Annotated in this window: 12 protein-coding genes; 11 read left to right on the top strand and 1 reads right to left on the bottom strand. The window is 55.2% G+C overall.

Going from position 1 to position 17,192, the window contains the following annotated elements; translation table 11 throughout:
* The first annotated feature begins 1 nt into the window (after nucleotide 1).
* From CDI07_RS09915 to glmM, 8 genes are all read left to right on the top strand, one after another.
* Nucleotides 2-1,357, top strand: coding sequence for an extracellular solute-binding protein (locus CDI07_RS09915; RefSeq protein WP_088181476.1), 1,356 nt, complete (start codon nucleotides 2-4; stop codon nucleotides 1,355-1,357).
* A 38-nt stretch (nucleotides 1,358-1,395) separates the two neighbouring features.
* A complete protein-coding gene (locus CDI07_RS09910; protein WP_088181475.1) occupies nucleotides 1,396-2,295 on the top strand; it encodes a carbohydrate ABC transporter permease in 900 nt (299 codons plus the stop codon).
* Nucleotides 2,292-3,560, top strand: coding sequence for an ABC transporter permease subunit (locus tag CDI07_RS09905; protein WP_088181474.1), 1,269 nt, complete (start codon nucleotides 2,292-2,294; stop codon nucleotides 3,558-3,560). Before CDI07_RS09910 ends, CDI07_RS09905 begins: the two co-directional genes overlap by 4 nt.
* A gap of 9 nt (nucleotides 3,561-3,569) precedes the next feature.
* Nucleotides 3,570-7,592 (top strand): glucodextranase DOMON-like domain-containing protein, encoded by a 4,023-nt coding sequence (locus CDI07_RS09900; RefSeq protein ID WP_088181473.1) that lies wholly within the window; start codon nucleotides 3,570-3,572, stop codon nucleotides 7,590-7,592.
* Nucleotides 7,593-7,624: 32 nt separating this feature from the next.
* Nucleotides 7,625-8,743: an ABC transporter ATP-binding protein gene (locus CDI07_RS09895; protein ID WP_088181472.1), complete on the top strand. Its 1,119-nt coding sequence runs from the start codon at nucleotides 7,625-7,627 to the stop codon at nucleotides 8,741-8,743.
* A 440-nt stretch (nucleotides 8,744-9,183) separates the two neighbouring features.
* Nucleotides 9,184-10,638 carry a methyltransferase domain-containing protein gene (locus CDI07_RS09890; protein WP_145954996.1) on the top strand — a complete coding sequence of 485 codons (1,455 nt, stop codon included), beginning with the start codon at nucleotides 9,184-9,186 and terminating at the stop codon, nucleotides 10,636-10,638.
* A 77-nt stretch (nucleotides 10,639-10,715) separates the two neighbouring features.
* A complete protein-coding gene (locus CDI07_RS09885; RefSeq protein WP_088181470.1) occupies nucleotides 10,716-11,120 on the top strand; it encodes a UPF0146 family protein in 405 nt (134 codons plus the stop codon).
* A 29-nt stretch (nucleotides 11,121-11,149) separates the two neighbouring features.
* On the top strand, nucleotides 11,150-12,511 hold the full coding sequence (glmM, locus tag CDI07_RS09880) for a phosphoglucosamine mutase (RefSeq protein ID WP_088181469.1): 1,362 nt from the start codon (nucleotides 11,150-11,152) through the stop codon (nucleotides 12,509-12,511).
* A gap of 4 nt (nucleotides 12,512-12,515) precedes the next feature.
* Here the strand turns inward: glmM and CDI07_RS09875 are convergent, their stop codons facing one another.
* Complete coding sequence (locus CDI07_RS09875) at nucleotides 12,516-13,331, bottom strand: MBL fold metallo-hydrolase (protein WP_088181468.1); 816 nt, start codon at nucleotides 13,329-13,331, stop codon at nucleotides 12,516-12,518.
* A 292-nt stretch (nucleotides 13,332-13,623) separates the two neighbouring features.
* On the opposite strand from CDI07_RS09875, the gene CDI07_RS09870 reads away from it, so the two are divergent.
* The 3 genes from CDI07_RS09870 to CDI07_RS09860 are packed head-to-tail and all read left to right on the top strand — an operon-like array spanning nucleotide 13,624 to nucleotide 17,166.
* Nucleotides 13,624-15,498 (top strand): OPT family oligopeptide transporter, encoded by a 1,875-nt coding sequence (locus CDI07_RS09870; protein ID WP_088181467.1) that lies wholly within the window; start codon nucleotides 13,624-13,626, stop codon nucleotides 15,496-15,498.
* A gap of 53 nt (nucleotides 15,499-15,551) precedes the next feature.
* Nucleotides 15,552-15,914 (top strand): PqqD family protein, encoded by a 363-nt coding sequence (locus CDI07_RS09865; RefSeq protein WP_088181466.1) that lies wholly within the window; start codon nucleotides 15,552-15,554, stop codon nucleotides 15,912-15,914.
* The gene (locus tag CDI07_RS09860) at nucleotides 15,901-17,166 is read left to right on the top strand and encodes a M20 family metallo-hydrolase (protein ID WP_088181465.1); all 1,266 of its coding nucleotides are present in this window, start codon (nucleotides 15,901-15,903) and stop codon (nucleotides 17,164-17,166) included. Before CDI07_RS09865 ends, CDI07_RS09860 begins: the two co-directional genes overlap by 14 nt.
* The last annotated feature ends 26 nt before the right edge of the window (nucleotides 17,167-17,192 follow it).

Genomic DNA, 17,192 nt, shown 5'->3' with positions numbered 1-17,192 from the left:
TATGAAGAAGGGATTATTTGCCCTGCTTTTGGTTGGAGTTTTGGTTTTGAGCGTCGTGGCCAGCGGCTGTATCTCCCCTGGAGGAGAGAGCCCGAGCAGCACGACCACCAGCAGTCCCAGTGAAACAACAACTTCAAGCCCAAGCGAGACAACGACCACGCCGAGTGAAACAACCACCACTCCAACAACTACGACGACAACGCCGCCCGAAACAGAGTGCGGCAGCGGAACGGTCGTCATATGGCACGCCATGCAGCCCAACGAGCTCCAGGTCTTCCAGAGCCTGGCCGAGGAGTACATGGCCATGTGCCCAGACGTTGAGATAGTCTTCGAGCAGAAGCCCAACCTTGAGGATGCCCTTAAGGCCGCAATTCCCGCCGGCCAGGGACCGGACCTCTTCATATGGGCCCACGACTGGATTGGAAAGTTCGCCGATGCGGGACTTCTAGAGCCTATTGACGATTACGTTACCGATGACATCCTCAACGAGTTCGCCCCGATGGCCCAGGAGGCCATGCAGTACAAGGGCCACTTCTACGCCATGCCCTTCGCGGCCGAGACCGTCGCGATCATCTACAACAAGGACATGGTGAGCGAGCCGCCCAAGACCTTCGACGAGATGAAGGCCATAATGGAGAAGTACAACGACCCGGACAACGAGAAGTACGGAATAGCCTACCCGATAAACTCCTACTTCATCTCGGCCTTCGCTCAGGCCTTCGGAGGCTACTACTTTGACGACAAGACCGAGCAGCCCGGCCTCGACCAGCCGGAGACCATAGAGGGCTTTGAGTTCTTCTTCCAGAACATCTGGCCGTACATGGCCCCGACCGCTGACTACAACACCCAGCAGAGTATATTCCTCGAGGGCCGCGCTCCAATGATGGTCAACGGCCCGTGGAGCATTGGAAGCGTCAAGGACGCGGGAATCAACTTCGGCGTCGTCCCGCTCCCGCCCATAACCAAGGACGGCAAGGAGTACTGGCCGAGGCCCTACGGTGGAGTCAAGGACATCTACTTCGCGGCCGGAATCAAGAACAAGGAGGCCGCCTGGAAGTTCGTCAAGTGGTTCACCACCAGCCCCGAGGTCATCAAGGAGCTCTCGCTCCAGCTCGGCTACATCCCGGTTCTCACGCCGGTGCTCAACGACCCGGACATCCAGAACGACCCGGTCATCTACGGCTTCGGACAGGCCGTCCAGCACGCCTACCTCATGCCGAAGAGCCCGAAGATGGGCGCCGTCTGGGGCGGCGTTGACGGGGCCATCAACGAGATACTCCAGGACCCGGCCACCGCTGACATACCTGCCATACTCAAGAAGTACCAGCAGGAGATCCTGAACAACATCGGAGGCTGAAGTCCTTTCCCTTTTCCTACCTTTTTGGAGGGATGAGGATGAGAAAGACCACAACGATTGCCCTGTTTCTAATCCTGCCAGGAATAGCAGCGTTCCTTTTCTTCAACCTGTGGCCGATAATATACTCGATATACCTCGCCTTCACCAACGCCCAGCTCGGAAACTTCCCGATTCAGGCGCCGCAGGCGCCGAAGCTGACCTTCGTGGGGCTGGACAACTTCAGGTGGATACTGAGCGATGAGAAGTTCAGGAGCGCCTTCCTCTGGACGTGGCTGTTCGTGCTGACGAGCGTCACCTTCAAGGTCCTCGCCGGAATCTTCCTCAGCCTGCTCTACAACAGCAAGTACGTGAAGGGTAAGATGATATACCGCTCGCTTTTGATAATCCCCTGGGCATTGCCCCTGCTCTTCTCCGTCACCGTGTGGAAGTTCATGTTTGACCCCATTTTTGGACCCATAAACCAGATGCTCAAATCCCTGGGGGTTCAAACGCTCCCAAACTGGATTAACGATCCGCTCTGGGCGTTTCTGGCCCTGAACATCATCGAGGTATGGCTGGCGTACCCGTTCATGATAACCGTCATAACCGCCGCCCTCCAGTCGGTTCCTGAGACGCTGGTCGAGGCGGCGATAATAGACGGCGCCAGCTACTGGCAGAGGATAAGGCATGTGGTTCTGCCCATAGTTGGAAAACCGATAGCCTTCGCGACGATACTCACCAGCGCGGCAAGCTTCCAGTACTTCATGGTGCCCTATATCTACAACGCCGGTCTCTTCGAGGACAAGTTCATACTGCTCTACGGTTTCAGGAAGGCCTTCGGTGCAACGCCCCACTACGGAAGGGCAGCGGCGGTCATGATAATAGCGACCCTCGTTCTGGCGGTCTACATGTACGTCAACGTTAGGATAACCAAGCTCCAGGAGGGTGCCAAAGGATGAGGGGCATGAGAAAGGGTGAGGCTCTGAGGAGCCTCGTGCTCACGGCACTGGCAGTGTTCGTCATGTTCATAATACTCTTCCCGGTCTACTACATCTTCGTGGTCTCGATAACGCCGGGCTCGACCCTGGCCACAACGGAGTTCCGGCTCATACCCCAGAACGTTAGCCTCGACTCCTACAGGGATGTGCTCTTCGGCTTCAAGGGCAGCAGGATAAGCGAGAACTTCACGGGGACCATCGAAGGGGCGGCCCACATAGAGGACGGGAAGCTCTACGTTATCAACGGCAAGCTCATAGGGAAGGTCAAATACGGGCCTTTTACGGGGCTTACCTTTGAGATACCGCTGTCCAGTGCGGTCTTCGAGGTCTCCGCGGGCGAAAACGTGCAGGGACAGCTGAAAGGGAACGTTAAGGGACTGTTCGTCCTCACCAAGGTCAACGACGACGGGAGCATAGGCTTTGGACTCGTCAGAAACCTTGAGCTTACGAGCGGCGAGCTCGATGGGACGTCCTTCTCGGGGATACTCCTCAAGGGACCGACCGGGAGGGACTACATCGTAGTCAGGAACTCCGGAAAGGTTACCTTCACCCACATAGGAATGTTCGTCAATTCATTGTTCTTCGGCTACCTCAAGAACAGCCTCATAATAGCCGGCCTGGCGGTGCTGCTAACCCTCATCTTCGTCGTCCCGGCAGCGTACGCCTTCTCGCGCATGAAGTTCTTCGGAAGGGACCACGTGCTGTACTTCTACCTGATGTTCACCCAGGTCGCAGGGGGTCTCGGCATAGCGGGCTTGATAGCACTCTACGGTATGGTCGTCAAGCTCGGTCTATACGACAAGCTGCCGGTGCTGTCCTTCATCTACGCCGCGGGCGGCGTGCCCTTCAATACCTGGCTCCTGAAGGGCTACATCGACTCAATCAGCCCGGACTTCGACGAGGCAGCCCTGGTCGACGGCGCCAGTTACCTTCAGATAATCCGGCACGTGCTCCTTCCGATGGCACTGCCTGGAATAGCGACCGTTGCAATATTCGCCTTCATAGGCGGCTGGACTGAGTTCATCCTGGCAAGCCTCCTCCTGACGGAGAAGAACCAGCCGCTTTCCGTGTGGATATACCTGCTCATGGGCGGCATAGGCAGGGGAATAGACTGGAGCTACTTCGCAGCGGCTGCGCTGCTATTCGCCCTGCCGGTGTTCGTGATGTTCATGCTCGCCCAGAACTACATAAGGAGCGGCCTCACGATCGGAGGCCTGAAGGAATGAGGTGATATCATGAGACGGGTGGTTGCCCTCTTTATTGCAATTTTGATGCTCGGAAGCATCGTTGGAGCGAACGTTAAGACCGTTGGAGCGGCGGAGCCGAAGCCGCTCAACGTCATAATAGTCTGGCACCAGCACCAGCCCTACTACTACGACCCGATTCAGGGGATATACACGAGGCCGTGGGTCAGGCTTCACGCGGCGAACAACTACTGGAAGATGGCCTACTATCTCAGCAAGTATCCGGACGTTCACGCCACGATCGATTTATCGGGCTCCCTCATAGCCCAGCTGGCGGACTACATGAACGGTGCCAAGGACAACTATCAGATAGTCACCGAGAAGATAGCCAACGGAGAACCCCTGACGGTTGACGAGAAGTGGTTCATGCTCCAGGCACCGGGAGGGTTCTTCGACCACACCATCCCTTGGAACGGCGAGCCGATAACCGACCCCAACGGCAACCCGATAAGGGACTTCTGGAACCGCTACACCGAGCTGAAGAACAAGATGCTTCAGGCGAAGGCAAAGTACGCCAACCTTCCTCTAGAGGAGCAGAAGGCGGCGGTAACCAACGAGTTCACAGAGCAGGACTACATAGACCTCGCTGTGCTCTTCAACCTCGCCTGGATAGACTACAACTACATAATGACTCACCCCGAGCTCAAGGCCCTCTACGACAAGGTTGACGAGGGCGGTTATACAAGGGCGGACGTCAAAACCGTTCTCGACGCCCAGATGTGGCTCCTCAACCACACCTTCGAGGAGCACGAGAAGATAAACCTCCTCCTCGGAAACGGCAACGTCGAGGTTACGGTAGTTCCCTACGCGCACCCGATAGGCCCGATACTCAACGACTTCGGCTGGGAGAGCGACTTCAACGACCAGGTCAAGAAGGCGGACGAACTGTACAAACAGTACCTCGGCGGCGGAACCGCGGTTCCAAAGGGAGGATGGGCGGCTGAGTCGGCCCTCAACGACAAGACCCTCGAAATACTCGCCGACAACGGCTGGGAGTGGGTCATGACCGACCAGCTGGTTCTAGGAAAGCTTGGAATAGAGGGAACCGTCGAGAACTACTACAAGCCCTGGGTGGCCGAGTTCAATGGAGGAAAGAAAATCTACCTCTTCCCGCGTGACCACGCGCTCAGCGACCGTGTTGGTTTCACCTACGGCGGAATGAACCAGTACCAGGCCGTTGAGGACTTCGTCAACGAACTCCTCAAGCTCCAGAAGCAGAACTACGATGGCAGTCTCGTCTATGTGGTTACGCTCGACGGCGAGAACCCGTGGGAGCACTACCCGTACGACGGCAAGCTCTTCCTCACCGAGCTCTACAAGAAGCTGACCGAACTCCAGGAGCAGGGCCTCATAAGAACCCTCACCCCAAGCGAGTACATCCAGCTCTACGGTGACAAAGCTAACAAGCTCACACCCCAGATGATGGAGAGGCTGAATCTCACGGGCGACAACGTTAACGCACTCCTCAAAGCCCAGAGCCTCGGCGAGCTCTACGACATGACCGGGGTTAAGGAGGAGATGCAGTGGCCCGAGAGCAGCTGGATAGACGGAACCCTCTCCACGTGGATAGGTGAGCCCCAGGAGAACTACGGCTGGTACTGGCTCTACCTAGCGAGAAAGACCCTGATGGAGAACAGGGAGGAGATGAGCCAGGCCGACTGGAACAAGGCCTACGAGTACCTGCTGAGGGCTGAAGCAAGCGACTGGTTCTGGTGGTACGGAAGCGACCAGGACAGCGGGCAGGACTACACCTTCGACCGCTACCTGAAGACATACCTCTACGAGATGTACAAGTTAGCCGGAGTCGAGCCGCCGAGCTACCTCTTCGGGAACTACTTCCCGGACGGAGAGCCTTACACCACGAGGGGCCTGGTCGGACTCAAGGAGGGAGAGGTAAAGAACTTCTCCAGCATGTCCCCGACCTCAAGCGGTGTGAGCGTTTACTTCGAGGGTGATGGACTGCACTTCGTCGTTAAGGGCAGCCTGGACAAGTTCGAGGTGAGCATCTGGGAGAAGGGCAAGAGGGTAGGAAACACCTTCACCCTCCTCCAGGAGAAGCCGAGCGAGTTGCACTATTCAATGTTCCCGTTCTCTAAGGACAGCGTCGGGCTGATGATAACCAAACACATCGTTTACCGGAACGGCAAGGCGGAAATCTACGGTGCGACCGACTACGAGAGCAGCGAGAAGCTCGGGGAGGCCACAGTAAAGGAGACTAGTGAGGGAATCGAAGTCGTCGTCCCCTTCGACTACATAGAAACCCCATCTGACTTCTACTTCGCGGTCTCGACGGTCAAGGACGGAAACCTTGAGGTGATAAGCACCCCCGTGGAGCTGAAGCTCCCGACTGAGGTTAAAGGAGTCGTCATAGCAGACATAACGGACCCGGAGGGCGACGACCACGGGCCGGGAACCTACACTTACCCGACGGACAAGGTCTTCAAGCCCGGTGTCTTTGACCTCCTCCGCTTCAGGATGCTCGAGCAGACGGACAGCTATGTCATGGAGTTCTACTTCAAGGACCTCGGAGGTAACCCCTGGAACGGGCCGAACGGCTTCAGTTTGCAGATAATCGAGGTCTACCTCGACTTCAAGGACGGCGGAAACAGTTCTGCCATCAAGATGTTCCCCGACGGACCGGGAAGCAACGTTAACCTCGATCCAGACCATCCATGGGACGTTGCCTTCAGAATAGCGGGCTGGGACTACGGCAACCTCATAGTTCTGCCGAACGGGACTGTTTACCAGGGCGAGATGCAGATTTCAGCCGATCCGGTTAAGAACGCCATAATAGTCAAGGTTCCGAAGAAGTACATCGGGATAAACGAGGACTACGGTCTCTGGGGGGTCATCCTCACCGGAAGCCAGGACGGTTACGGCCCGGACAAGTGGAGGCCAGTGGCCGTTGAGGCCGAGCAGTGGAAAGTTGGAGGTGCCGATCCACAGGCGGTAATCAACAACGTTGCCCCGCGCGTCTTGGACCTCCTCGCTCCCGTCAACTTCAAACCGACCCAGGAGGAGCAGCTGGGCAGCTACGACGCCAACGAGATAAAGCTCGCCACGGTCAAGGCACTGCCGCTCCTCAAGCAGGGCATAGTCGTGAACGACCCGGAGGGCGACGACCACGGCCCCGGAACCTACACCTACGCCACCGATAAGGTCTTCGTTCCGGGCCACCTCGACCTGCTCAAGTTCAAGATGGTCGAGGGAAGCGACGACTGGACGCTGGAGTTCTACTTCAAGGACCTTGGAGGCAACCCCTGGAACGGACCGAACGGCTTCAGTTTGCAGATAATCGAGGCCTACTTCGACTTCAAGGAGGGCGGCAACACAAGCGCCATCAAGATGTTCCCCGACGGACCGGGAAGCAACGTTAACCTCGATCCAGACCATCCATGGGACGTTGCCTTCAGAATAGCGGGCTGGGACTACGGAAACCTGATAGTCCTCCCCGACGGAACCGTTTACCAGGGTGAGATGCAGATTTCAGCCGATCCGGTTAAGAACGCCATAATAGTCAAGGTTCCGAAGAAGTACCTGAACATATCCGACTACGGACTCTACACCGCGGTCATCGTTGGTTCCCAGGACGGTTACGGTCCGGACAAGTGGAGGCCGGTAGCTGTTGAGGCCGAGCAGTGGAAACTCGGAGGAGCGGACCCACAGGCGGTCATAGACAACCTCGCACCGAGGGTCGTTGACGAACTCGTGCCGGAGGGCTTCAAGCCAACGCAGGAGGAGCAGCTCAGCAGTTACGACCTTGAGAAGAAGACCCTTGCCACGGTGCTTATGATACCGCTCGTTGAAGGAACCGGTGGCGAGCAGCCGACGCCGACGGAGACCCCGACAACCCCAAGCGAGACGACAACCACTCCCAGCGAAACGACCACCACGGCTTCAACGACCACTAGCTCGAGCTCAACAACCACGACCACACCGGGCGGAGGAATCTGCGGTCCGGGCATCATAGCGGGCCTGGCCCTGATACCGCTCCTCCTCAGGAGGAGGCGCTGACCTCCAATTTTTTCCTTTTGAGGGGTGAGAGCATGGCGGAAGTAAAGCTCATCGGCGTGTGGAAGCAGTTCGGTGATTTCACGGCGGTTAAGGATATGAACCTTCACGTTAAGGATGGGGAATTCATGATTCTCCTCGGCCCAAGCGGCTGCGGAAAAACAACGACGCTGAGAATGATTTCCGGCCTGGAAGAGCCAACCAAAGGCCAAATCTACATTGGGGACAAATTAGTAGCAGACCCGGAGAAAGGAGTCTTCATAGCCCCCAAGGATAGAGACATCGCCATGGTCTTCCAGAGTTACGCTCTATACCCGCACATGACGGTTTACGACAACATCGCCTTTCCACTCAAGCTTAGAAAAGTCCCCAAGCAGGAGATTGACCAGCGCGTGAGGGAAGTTGCCGAAATGCTCGGATTAACCGAACTCCTCAAGAGAAAGCCCAGAGAATTAAGCGGCGGCCAGAGGCAGCGTGTAGCCTTGGGCAGGGCAATCGTGAGAAAACCACAAGTCTTCCTCATGGACGAGCCGCTCAGCAACCTGGACGCCAAACTCAGGGTGAAAATGCGCGCGGAATTAAAGAGACTTCAGAAGCAACTCGGGGTCACAACCATCTACGTCACCCACGATCAAGTCGAGGCAATGACGATGGGCGATAGAATAGCAGTGATAAACGCTGGAGTCCTCCAACAGGTGGGCACGCCAGAGGAAGTTTACGACAAGCCAGCGAACACTTTTGTGGCGGGATTCATTGGCTCGCCGCCAATGAACTTTATGGACGCGACAATCACCGAGGACGGTTTTGCAGACTTCGGAGAGTTTAAACTCAAACTCCTCCCGGACCAAGTTGAAGTTTTGAGGGAAGAAAACCTGATCGGAAAGGAAGTCATCTTTGGAATTCGCCCGGAGGACATTTACGATGCAATGTTCGCTCAGGTCAAGATTCCCGGCGAGAACATGACTAGAGCAATGGTTGACATCATCGAGAACCTGGGCAGTGAAAAGATCGTGCACCTGCATGTCGGGCAAGTGACGTTTTTGGGTGCATTCAGGTCAGAGTCAAAAGTCAGGGAAGGACACGAGATCGACGTGGTCTTCGACATGAACAAAGCCCACATCTTCAAAAAAGACACAGGAAAAGCGGTGTTCTGAATTTTTTATTTTAAATTATCACTGGCCTGGCTGCGAGCATTACACAATATATTTAAGGCACGAATCCATAGAACACGGAAGCACGGGAATAAAACGCTTGTGAAGCAGGCGGTTCCCGACTCACGTCCGGATTTTGGCTTCTGCCAAAACTTCGGATGATTTTGAAGTCATTGCAATGTAATACTGGAGGGTACTGTATGAACACTGCATGGGGGGTAAAAACAAACAGTCTATATGAAACGTGCTGTTTTTTGAATACTCTGTTCATTGACAGACCATATCGGAATTATTACAGGGACGACTATGAATACTGGATGAATTTACCAGGCAACGACAAGAGTATGATTATTTCGAGTCTTTCCAAGAATTTATCGTCCGTATGCATGAAAAAGGGGAAGCTCGCGGTGTGAAGCAATACAGAATAGAGGGGCGGAAACATTGTGAAAACCTCAAAACCTGCAAATCCCTGGAAGTTTTTCGCTCTAGCCCTTAGCATTTCATGGTTTTTCTGGATGTGGGTTATATTGCTAGACTGGAATGTTTTTACATTCCCGGCAATAATTCTCGGTGCCCTCGGATTGTTTGGCCCCGCAATCGCGGAAATCATCCTAATCTCCCGCACTCACGATAAAGAAGAATGGCGGGATTACTGGCAGCGGGTATTTGATATCAGGCGGATTGGTAAAAGATGGCATCTGGTTATCTGGCTCACATTTCCTGTGCTGAACACTCTTGCCCTTCTGTTAAGTGTCCTCACAGGCTCCCCGTGGCCAGAGTTCGAAACGGCCAGAAATCTGCTGTCTGAACCCTGGAGAATTCTTCCTTTTGCCATTTTTATCCTGCTCTATGGCCCATTACCGGAAGAGCTGGGCTGGCGCGGTTATGCCCTGGATGGGCTGCAGGCGAGATACAATGCCCTTTTCTCAAGCCTTATCCTTGGCGCGGTATGGGCATTGTGGCATTTTCCCCTTTTCTTCATGGAAGGACAATGGCAGCACGACGTGTTAAAATTTGGCACGTTGGATTTCTGGACATTTATTTTTAGCCCAATCTTTCTTTCAATTCTATTCACTTGGATTTACAACAACACCAACCGCAGCACATTATCCGCTATCCTCTTCCATTTTATGTGCAATTTCAGCGGGAACCTCATTCCACTGACAGAGCGGGGCAGGCTGTATAGTCTGATTTTGACCATTATTTTATCAATGACAGTAACACTCATTTTTGGACCGGAAACCTTGACCCGGAACAGAAAAGGCTGCCAAATGAGATCAACGGAGAAAGGAATTCTAGAGCGTTTCTTGGGCAGAGGAGTTTGTCCATATCAGCTCTCATTTATCTTGGACTCTCCTTTTAGAAGGCTCATCCTTTCGCCTCAGAGACTGGCTGATCGCCTCCATCTCAAAGAAGATTCAAGAGTGCTTGAAATAGGACCGGGTTCTGGCTACTTCAGCGTTGAGGTTGCACGGCGCATTCCGCACGGGCATCTGGAATTGTTTGATATACAGCAGGAGATGCTCGAAAAAGCACATCACAAAATTGAGTCAGCAGGGCTTAATAATGTTGGATTTACCCGAGGAGATGCTGTTGATCTCCCCTTTGACGAGGGCGAATTCGATGTTGTCTTTCTTGTTGCAGTCTTGGGTGAAGTTTCAGACCCGGAAGCGTGTCTTCGGAGCATCTATAAAGTTCTCCGTCCATCCGGTCTCCTATCAATCACTGAGCAGCCTGGAGACCCCGATTTCCTGCCCCAGCGGACTGTCATCGCAATGGCCGAAAAACAGGGGTTTAAATTCGTCGAAAGTTACGGCGGAAAAAGGAATTACACTGCTAATTTCAGAAAACCAGTTCCGAGGATGGAAACGGGGAAGTCTGATATCTTCACGTCCTGAAGGGGGAGGTTTCAGAGAAAAGGTCATAGGCTCCCCGCATCAACAACCCTTTTAAATTCCCTCTCATACTCCCCCTCATGCCTATCGAAGATTTTGCGGAGTTTCTCGCGAGAGAAGTGCCCAAGGGAAAGATTGTGGAGCTGGGTATAGGCTTTCAGTTCAAGGTCGTACTCAGATTAAAGGAGCTTGGATACGACGTTCTGGCGGTAGACTGGAATCCCGAGTCGGTTAAGAGGGCCGAGGAACTGGGTATAAACGCGGTTCGCGATGACCTCTTCAACCCGAGGCTTGAGCTCTACAGGAGCGCCAACGCCCTCTATTCAGTCAGACCCACGCCGGAGATAGTGCGGCCCCTCCTGAACCTCGGAAAAAAGCTCAAGCTCCCACTCTACATCCTGCCCCTGGCGGGCGATACGATGCCCCGGGGGATGAGGCTGGTGAACTACCGCGGGCTGGCAATCTACGTGGCTAAAGGTATTTAAGTCGCCTCCCAAGTAGTCATGGTGGTGATATGAGGCTCTTCGGTACCGCTGGAATTAGGGGCACCCTGTGGGAGAAGGTCACCCCGAATCTCGCAATGGACATCGGAAAGGCCGTGGGAACGTACATCGAGGGAAAAACCGTCGTCGTTGCGAGGGACGGAAGGACATCCAGCGTGATGCTCAAGAACGCCCTCATCTCGGGACTCCTCTCGACGGGGACGGAGGTTCTCGATGCTGATTTAATCCCAACGCCGGCTTTAGCTTGGGCGACCAGGAAAAACGGCGATGGGGGAGTAATGATTACGGCGAGCCACAACCCGCCCACCGACAACGGGATAAAAGTATTCAATGGCGATGGAACCGAGTTCTATGTGGAGCAGGAGAGGGAGCTTGAGGAACTCGTTTTCTCCGGAAACTTCAGAAAGGCTATGTGGAATGAGCTAAAGACCGTAAAAGCCCTCGATGTAATCGACGAGTACATTGGGGCCGTTCTCGACTTCGTGAACCACGAGACTGAGCTCAAAGTTCTCTACGACGGTGCCAACGGTGCCGGAAGCGTTTTAGCGCCATACCTGCTCCGTGAGATGGGGGCGAGAGTTATAAGCATGAACGCCCACGTTGACGGCCACTTCCCTGGAAGAAAACCCGAACCGAGGTACGAGAACATAGCCTACCTCGGCGAACTAGCGAGGGAGCTCGGCGTTGACCTCGTCGTCGCCCAGGACGGGGACGCCGACAGGATAGCGGTCTTCGATGAGAAGGGCCAGTACGTGAACGAGGACACCGTCATAGCCCTTTTCGCGAAGCTCTACGTGGAGGAGCACGGCGGGGGGACGGTGGTCGTTTCCATAGACACGGGCTCAAGGATAGACCACGTCGTTGAGAACGCTGGAGGGAGGGTCGTTAGGGTTCCCCTCGGCCAGCCCCACGATGGAATAAAGAAGTATGGAGCTATATTCGCGGCGGAGCCGTGGAAGCTGGTCCACCCGAAGTTCGGGCCGTGGATAGACAGCTTCGTGACCATGGGGCTGCTCATAAAGCTCATAGACGAGCGCGGAAAGCCGCTCTCCCAGATAATCCGGGAGGAGATACCGACCTACTACCTCACAAAGAAGAACGTGAAGTGCCCAGACGAGTTCAAGAAGGCCACCCTGGAGAGGGCCTACAAGGTCCTCGAGGAGAAGCTGGGGAAAGAGGTGAAGGAGGTTCTCACGATTTCAGGCTACCGCTTCCAGCTGAAAGACGGCTCGTGGGTCCTCGTGAGGCCGAGCGGTACGGAGCCGAAGATACGCGTCGTCGTAGAGGCGCCGAGCGAGAAGAGACGCGACGAGCTCTTCGAGCTGGCCTATGAAACTGTGAAAAAGAGCGTCGAGGCGGCAATGAAAAAATAGAGGGCTAAACGAACCTCGCCGGCCTCAGAGTTCTCACCGATATCTCGTTCTTTTCCACCATTACCTTGAAGCCCTCCTTAGCGACGTACGTCTTAACACCGGTCACGGTCTCGATGTACTTGGCCTCCTTGTAGGGGTTCGCAAAGTGCATCTTCATGCCGATGTGGCTCATGACCAGGGTTTCCGGCTTTTCCTCCATCTTCTTGAGCATCATGACGACGTCGTCCGTGCTCAGGTGATAGGGAATCCCCATGTCCCTGGGTCTCGTTACGGCGGCGATTATCAGCCTTGAACCGTCATGCCACTCAAGGAGCCCGTCGAAGTAGGCCGTGTCCGGGATGTAGGATATATCTCCGTAGCGGGTCTTCATGCGGAAGCCTATAGTGGTTGGGTCGGAGTGAACGGTCGGGGTTATTATGAACTCCTCCTCGCCGATTGCTATCTTGCTCCCCGGTTCGGGGATGTGTATGCTCTCAAGGACGTCCATGTGGTACTTGCTGACCGCGGGAGTGTGAGTATCGTCGCCGTAGACGACGCTCTTCGAGGCTATCAGCATGCCACGCTTTTTGAGTGCGCCACCCGTCATGGCCTCGATCAGAACTTCAACGTCGTTGCAGTGGTCAACGTGCCGGTGGGAGACGAATATCGCATCGAGCTTCCTGGGGTCGAGCTTGTAGCGCCAGGAGCGAACCAGTGCACCAGGCCCCGGGTCAACGTAGATGTTCCTGCTGGCACGGATATGAAAGCCCCCGGTGGAGCGGAACTGCGTTATCGTGATGAACCTGCCGCCCCCGCTGCCGAGGAAGGTTATCTCAATCACCCATACACCCCCGATTTCTTTTGCAGACGTAGGGGTATCACAGTGAGGGTATATAAGGCATTACCTCCATGCCGCTGAGACTAATATGAATTTTTTGACACATAAGTTGAGATCATATGAACATGGCATAACATTTGGTCCAAAGGTATACATGACTACATCTGTTTGTATTACGAAATGTTACACTATAATGACAAATTTTCCATAGAACTTGTAAAAATACCTATTTAGCAAAACATTTTTAACATCAGAAGTGTTCACTCACTACGCCACCATTCGGGAGGTGTAGGTTATGGAGTTAAAACCGTACATACCACCTGAAAAATCACTCCCAGAATACACAGTCAAGGCTTTTATTTTGGGTATAGTCCTTTCAATAGTGATGGGCGCAGCGAACGCCTACCTTGGAATGTACGCGGGAATGACGGTAAGCGCCAGCATTCCAGCGGCGGTCATCTCAATGGCCATACTCTTCGCGTTCAAGGACAGAAACATCCTGGAGAACAACATGGTCCAGACTGCCGCTTCAGCCGGTGAGTCGCTCGCGGCGGGAGTAATCTTCACGTTCCCGGCGCTGGTCGTTCTCGGCTACTACACGACCTTCCCGTACTACATCGTGACGCTGATAGCGGCGCTCGGCGGTTCCCTCGGTGCGCTCTTCACCATCGTGCTGAGGAGGGCCTTCATCGTCGAGGAAAGGCTCCCCTATCCTGAAGGTACCGCCTGTGCAGAGGTTCTCATAGCGGGTGACAGGGGTGGAAGCCACGCCAAGCCGATACTCTACGGTGGAATCTTCGGCGGTCTCTTCAAGCTCTTCGGAAGCTCGGGCCTCTGGTCCGGAACCGTCGAGGCCGCAAAGATGGTCGGTTCTCGCGTTTACTACCTCGGAAGCGACCTCTCAGCGGCGCTCATAGCCGTCGGTTACATCGTCGGCCTCAACATAGCATTCCTCGTCTTCCTCGGAGGCGCCATAGCCTGGTTCATAGCCATCCCGCTCTACGCCGGCCAGATGGGTCACACCGACCTCAGCCCGCTTGACCTCGCGTGGACCATCTGGAGCACCAAGATCCGCTACATGGGTGTCGGCGCGATGGTCGTCGGTGGTCTCTGGAGCCTCATCAAGCTCAGGAATCCAATCAAGAGAGGTATCAAGGCCGGCCTTGAGGTTGCAAAGAGGAAGCAGTCGGGAGAGGCCATACTCAGGACCGAGGAGGACCTTCCGCTCAACTACGTGCTGGTGCTCATAGGAGCATTCGTCGTTCCGCTGTTCCTGCTCTACTTCCACATCATCGGCTCCATCGGAATCGCGGCAATAATGGCGGTGATACTCCTCATAGTCGGCTTCCTCGGAAGCTCGATAGCCGGCTACCTCGCGGGTGTCGTTGGTTCCTCCAACAACCCGGTCTCTGGAATCACCATCATGAGCCTGCTCTTCACGGCATTCGTCCTCAAGGGCCTCGGCCTCAGCGGAATGGAGGGCATGGCAGCGACCATCCTCGTCGCGGCAGTCATATGTACCGCCGCAGCCATAGCCGGTGACACCATGCAGGACCTCGCCACCGGTTACTTCGTCGGAGCAACACCGAAGAGGCAGCAGGTCTTCGAGATAGTCGGAACGTTCTTCGCCGCCCTCGTTATGGCCCCGGTGCTCAACCTGCTCATCCAGGCCTACGGTATAGCCGGAACCCCGACGGCAAAGGAGAACGCCTTGGCTGCCCCGCAGGCGTTCCTCATGGCCAAGGTCACCGAGGGTGTCTTCACCGGCAACCTCGAGTGGAACATGATATACATCGGCGCAGGAATAGCCATAGCCCTCATAATCATCGACGAGATACTCGCCATGAAGGGCTCCAAGTTCAGGACCCCGGTCATGCCGGTCGCGGTCGGTATCTACCTGCCGCTCAGCCTCGGCGTTCCGATATTCATCGGCGGTCTCGTCAGACACTTCGTCGGCAAGGCCAGGGGCAGCGACGAGGAGAGCCCAACCGACCCAGGAGTCCTCGGTGCCGCAGGACTCATCGCTGGTGAGGCCCTCATGGGCATATTCTTCGCCGCCCTCATCGTTGCAGGCGTGGCACCGAGCTTCGGCTTCAGCAGCAACCTCCTCGGTGTCGTCCTTCTGGCCGGAATAGCGGTCTGGCTATACATGACCGGCAAGAAGAAGTGATTTCTTCTTTTCCCTTTCCCAACCTTTAAATTTTGAACGCCGGAGGAATGAGCATGGAGGAATACATGAACCTCGTGCCAGTGCGCAACGAGAAGGTCGAGCTGAAGAAGATCGAGGGAAAGTACTACCTTCTCATACCGATGGAATCCAAGCTTGACTTTCTGGCGAGGAAGCTCCACGGCGAGCACAGAAGGATAGAGCTCGATGAGATAGGGGCCTACACGTGGGAGCTCTGCGACGGGCGGAGAACCGTCAGGGAGATAGGAAAGGCCCTGAAGGCACGCTTTGGGGACGAAGTTGAGCCTCTTTACGAGCGTCTGATAACGTTTCTTTTCGAACTGGGGAAAAGGTACCTAGTTGAGTTTAAAAACGGAAACGAGCTAATCTACGGTGGTGATAGGAATGACAGAGCTTGAAAAAATCTCAAAGGAGATTGAGAAGCTCCAGGACGAGATGGTTAACACCCTCGTCGAACTGATTAAAATCCCCGCCATAAGCCCAGACTATGGCTATGAGGGGGAGTACGACAAGGCCCAGAAGCTGCTCGAGATAATCAAGGACTGGCCCTTCGACAAGGTCGAGGTCTACAACGCACCCGATGAGAGGGCCAAGAACGGCGTCAGGCCGAGCATTTTGGCCTACTACTACGGTCGGAACGGCGAGAAGAGCCCGAGAATATGGATTCTTACCCACATAGACGTCGTTCCGCCCGGGGACATGAGCAAGTGGACAGTCACGGAGCCCTTCAAGCCGATCGTCAAGGACGGCAAGGTCTACGGGCGCGGAAGCGAGGACAACGGGCAGAGCTTGGTGGCTTCACTCTACGCGGTAAGGGCCATGATGAACCTCGGGATAAGGCCGAAGAGAACGGTCATCCTGGCCTTCGTCAGCGACGAGGAGACCGGCAGCAAGTACGGCGTCGAGTGGCTGATGAAGGAGCACCCGGAGCTGTTCAGAAAGGACGACCTGGTTCTTGTGCCCGACGGAGGAAACGAGGAGGGCACCTTCATCGAGGTGGCCGAGAAGAGCATCCTCTGGCTCAGGGTAAAGGTTAGGGGCAAGCAGGTCCACGCCAGCATGCCCGACAAAGGCCTGAACGCCCACCGCGTCGCCCTCGACTTCGCCTACCACCTCGACAAACTCCTCCACGAGAAGTACGGCGAGAGGGACGAGCTCTTCGACCCGCCGGAGAGCACATTCGAGCCGACGATGGTTCACGGCCCGGCCGACAGCCCGAACATAGCTCCCGGCGAGCACGAAGTGGTTTTCGACTGCAGGATTCTGCCGAGGTACAGCATAGATGAAATTCTGAAAGACGCCGAGAGGCTGGCCGAGGAGATCAAAGAGAAGTACAGAAAGGAGTTCGATGGAAAGGTTCTACCGGAGATAGAGTTCGAGATCCTCCAGCGCATGGACGCCCCGGAGCCAACCGACCCGAACAGCGAGATAGTGAAGCTCCTCCAGGAGGCGCTCAGGAAGCTCCGCGGAAAGGAAGCCAAGGTAGGAGGAATAGGAGGCGGAACCTTCGCGGCCTACTTCAGGAAACTCGGGATTCCAGCGGTTGTCTGGGCGACGCTCGACGAGACCGCCCACCAGCCCAACGAGTACGCCTGGATAAAGAACATGGTCGAGGACGCCAAGGTCATGGCGGCCCTAGCTCTTCTCTGACCCTTCTTCCCATTTTGTTTCAAACG

This window comes from Thermococcus sp. 5-4, from assembly GCF_002197185.1.
Lineage (GTDB): Archaea > Methanobacteriota_B > Thermococci > Thermococcales > Thermococcaceae > Thermococcus > Thermococcus radiotolerans.
Note: the sequence above shows the minus strand (reverse complement) of the source record. Positions and strands in the feature narration are given on the sequence as shown.

Bases quoted from the DNA above. Each gene is read 5' to 3' on its own strand.
- CDI07_RS09915 (WP_088181476.1), top strand. From the start codon at position 2: ATGAAGAAGGGATTATTTGCCCTGCTTTTGGTTGGAGTTTTGGTTTTG.
- CDI07_RS09910 (WP_088181475.1), top strand. From the start codon at position 1,396: ATGAGAAAGACCACAACGATTGCCCTGTTTCTAATCCTGCCAGGAATA.
- CDI07_RS09905 (WP_088181474.1), top strand. From the start codon at position 2,292: ATGAGGGGCATGAGAAAGGGTGAGGCTCTGAGGAGCCTCGTGCTCACG.
- CDI07_RS09900 (WP_088181473.1), top strand. From the start codon at position 3,570: ATGAGACGGGTGGTTGCCCTCTTTATTGCAATTTTGATGCTCGGAAGC.
- CDI07_RS09895 (WP_088181472.1), top strand. From the start codon at position 7,625: ATGGCGGAAGTAAAGCTCATCGGCGTGTGGAAGCAGTTCGGTGATTTC.
- CDI07_RS09885 (WP_088181470.1), top strand. From the start codon at position 10,716: ATGCCTATCGAAGATTTTGCGGAGTTTCTCGCGAGAGAAGTGCCCAAG.
- glmM (WP_088181469.1), top strand. From the start codon at position 11,150: ATGAGGCTCTTCGGTACCGCTGGAATTAGGGGCACCCTGTGGGAGAAG.
- CDI07_RS09870 (WP_088181467.1), top strand. From the start codon at position 13,624: ATGGAGTTAAAACCGTACATACCACCTGAAAAATCACTCCCAGAATAC.
- CDI07_RS09865 (WP_088181466.1), top strand. From the start codon at position 15,552: ATGGAGGAATACATGAACCTCGTGCCAGTGCGCAACGAGAAGGTCGAG.
- CDI07_RS09860 (WP_088181465.1), top strand. From the start codon at position 15,901: ATGACAGAGCTTGAAAAAATCTCAAAGGAGATTGAGAAGCTCCAGGAC.